This is a genomic window from Pseudoalteromonas sp. 2CM28B (assembly GCF_023161935.1).
This window is the reverse complement of the sequence record NZ_JALNTH010000090.1, coordinates 1-2,131: the sequence shown is the minus strand read 5'-3', so window position 1 is coordinate 2,131 and position 2,131 is coordinate 1. Positions and strand designations below refer to the sequence as shown.

At 39.6% G+C, this 2,131-nt stretch carries 1 protein-coding gene; it reads left to right on the top strand.

The window, feature by feature from the left end:
* Positions 1-338: 338 nt before the first annotated feature.
* Positions 339-1,757: a sodium:alanine symporter family protein gene (locus MTN96_RS36710; RefSeq protein WP_248534822.1), complete on the top strand. Its 1,419-nt coding sequence runs from the start codon at positions 339-341 to the stop codon at positions 1,755-1,757.
* Positions 1,758-2,131 lie beyond the last annotated feature (374 nt).

Genomic DNA, 2,131 nt, shown 5'->3' with positions numbered 1-2,131 from the left:
TACGCTTTCCTATTTTTTTGTCAACACTTAATTTTTAGTTTCTTTTAAAAGATTTAAAAGCTAAGTTTTACTCGACTCACTGAGTAGCTCGTGCCTCGCTATGCGTTGCGCTCTGCCGTCTCAGTGGGGTCGCATTATAGGGCGAATCAATTTTAACGCAAGCGTTTTTAAACGCTTTTTTGCATTTAATTTTTACCCCAAAGATACCCCACCCAGACACACAAGATACCCACAAAACCCTGTGGATAACTCATTTTTTTGCGCTGTTTACTAAACTATTTACCTTGCTTGTGGTAAGTTGCGGCGCATATTTACAACTCGTTCACTAGGCAACACACATGACAGATATAATAAATAGTATAAGTGGTCTCTTATGGGGTCATATTTTAGTGTACTTATTAATAGCCGCTGGGCTATTTTTTACCATACGTCTTGGTTTCATCCAATTTGTACAATTCCCACACATGATTAAAGTCATGTTTCAAAGTCGCCAAGGGTCAGATGGCGGTATTTCCTCTTTTCAAGCTTTCTGTACTTCTTTAGCCGCCCGTGTTGGTACCGGTAATATGGCAGGTGTTGCAGTCGCACTTTATTTAGGTGGTGCTGGTGCTATTTTTTGGATGTGGTTAATTGCTTTGATCGGTATGGCCACTAGTTTTGCAGAAAGCACATTGGCTCAAGCTTACAAAATACGTGATGAAGAAGGCAACTTCCGTGGAGGCCCTGCTTATTATATGGAGTACGGACTTGGCAAGCGCTGGATGGGCATAGTGTTCTCACTATGTTTAATTTTAGCCTTTGGTTTAGTTTTTAATGCGGTACAGTCAAACTCTATCGCTGCAGCTTTTGAAGTCGCCTTTGGTATTCCTAACTATATAGTAGGTATTGCACTTGTAATTGGTTCAGGCATCATAATATTTGGTGGCCTAAAAACAATTTCACGATTTGCTGAATTAGCAGTGCCATTTATGGCCGCTGCCTACTTAATTGTTGCACTGTATATATGTGCTGTAAATTACACTGAATTACCTGATGTATTTATGCATGTGATTAGAAGTGCCTTTGGTCTTGAACAAGCTGGTGCCGGTGCAATTGGTTATGGGGTAATGCAGGCGATGATCCAAGGGATCAAACGCGGCTTGTTCTCAAACGAAGCCGGTATGGGTAGTGCTGCGAATGCTGCAGCAACTGCAACACCAAACCCACCTCACCCTGCTTCACAGGGGTATGTACAAATGCTGGGTGTATTTGTAGATACTATTATTATTTGTACTGCAACTGCTGCTCTTATTTTATTATCAGAACAGTTAGTACCAGGCTCTGATGTAACGGGTATAGCACTTACACAAGCAGCGCTTGAGGAGCATGTTGGTAGCTGGGGCGCAATATTTGTTGCAGTCGCTATTTTGTTTTTTGCTTTTACATCAATAGTAGCTAACTATTCTTATGCAGAAACGAACTTATTATTCTTAGAGCATAACCACGCATCTGGCATGTTGATCTTCAGGTTATTAGTGTTAGGTATGGTAATGTTTGGTGCATTGGGCGAATTACCACTAGTGTGGACATTAGCTGATGTATCTATGGGCTTAATGGCAATAGTGAACGTAATCGCATTATTTATGCTCTCAGGTGTTGTCGTGTGGCTTACTAAAGATTATAACGCTCAACGACGCGTCGGAAAGTTACCGACGTTTGATCCAAGTAAGAACGACAAACTCAATAAAACTATTCCAAAAGGTATTTGGCATAAATAATTAGTTTTTATACTTCAAGTTAAAACCCGAAACGGCCATTGTTATTTCGGGTTTTTTATTGATTTAACTTTAATCTTAAAGTTACTGATAACAGTAGCCACTTATAAATTACTAATGCGAAGAGAGACGTTATTAAAGCCGCCCAACCTGCCTATAAGCTCACCTTATCCAAACATTATAAGCATCCTACAAGTAAATTTAATAACCTATGTAGTAGGTCTCCATGCTTATAACGACATCCCTGCTTAGGTTTATATACATTACTGCATAACCATAATAACTAACACTGCGCTTATTATACCAATCCGCAATAATACTCAATCATTTTGCGGGGCTAAACGTGTCGCTATCTGTGTTAAAAAATTCTCATTTAG